Origin of the sequence: Klebsiella sp. BIGb0407, from assembly GCF_024807845.1 — a bacterium.
GTDB lineage: Bacteria > Pseudomonadota > Gammaproteobacteria > Enterobacterales > Enterobacteriaceae > JGM124.
This window is the reverse complement of sequence record NZ_JANUEQ010000022.1, coordinates 1-1139: the sequence shown is the minus strand read 5'-3', so window position 1 is coordinate 1139 and position 1139 is coordinate 1. Positions and strand designations below refer to the sequence as shown.

Below are 1139 nucleotides of genomic sequence, written 5' to 3'. Positions count from 1 at the left end.
GCCTCATTCTGTTCCGTTCTCACCTTGAGTGATTCAGCCTCGCGAACCCGCGCCTCTGTCTCACTGGTCAGCGCCTCACCCACATTTTTGATAGCAGACTCGTTATTACCGGTCCGGGTTTCAATAGCCTGCATGCGGGTTGCTGATGCCGCTTTCTCATCAGCCACAACCTGACTCAAATCCGTCAGTCCGGCTGCATTTTTACCCGTCTCCGCCGTTAACTTATCGACCGCCTCAGAGCGAGCACTGGCCTCATCCGTGACAGCCTGACGCACCGAGTTAATACCGGCAGTGTTCTCGCCAGTCTTGGCCTCGATCCGGGTCACGTCCGTCACACGGGCATCCGTTTCCGTCGCGATGGCCTGGGTGACCTGCTCAAATTTCGCCGCGTTGTCGCCGTTCTGAACCGACAGACGGGTCGCTATGTCAGCCTGTGCCAGTGAGTTACTGATTATCGCCTGGGCGTTATTTTGAATAGCGCCGGAGGCCTGGTCAGTTTTAGCGGTGATCTCATCAAAACGCGTAACGGTCGAACCTTCCAGCGTGGTGACCGCTTCCGTCAGAGTGGTAACGTCTGCCGTATTTTGCTTCGTCTGGGCCGTAAGCTGATCAACAGCTGTTGTTCTGGCTTCTGTTTCACTTGCCAGCGTCTGCCGTACTTCTGTTAACCCGGCTTCGTTTGTTGCCACCTGAGCATCCAGTCTGATGACATCAGTAACACGAGCCTCTGTCTCAGTAGCGATCACTTCACGAAGTTGCTCATATTTCGCTGAGTTCTCACCGTAATGTACTGATTGCCGCACAACAACATCAGCGATCGCAAGCGCATTGCTGATGATTGCCTGTGCAGTCTGCCGATTAGCCGCCGAGACAGCCGTAATATCAGAGCCATTTTTCAGAATGTCCTCTGCCATTTTTTCAGCATCACGAATTATGGCGTCAGTCGTCTCTTTCCCGGACTCAACTGCACCAACAATGGCATCGGCATTCTTCTGAATGTCCTCCGCCATTTTTTCAGCATCACGAATTATGGCGTCAGTCGTTTCTTTCCCGGACTCAACTGCACCAACAATGGCATCGGCATTCTTCTGAATGTCCTCCGCCATTTTTTCAGCATCACGAATTATGGCGTCAGTCGT

At 52.9% G+C, this 1139-nt stretch carries 1 pseudogene; it reads right to left on the bottom strand.

What is annotated here, in order from left to right:
* Nucleotides 1–1139 (bottom strand): annotated as a pseudogene (locus M2387_RS25790) (hypothetical protein); the annotation flags it as partial.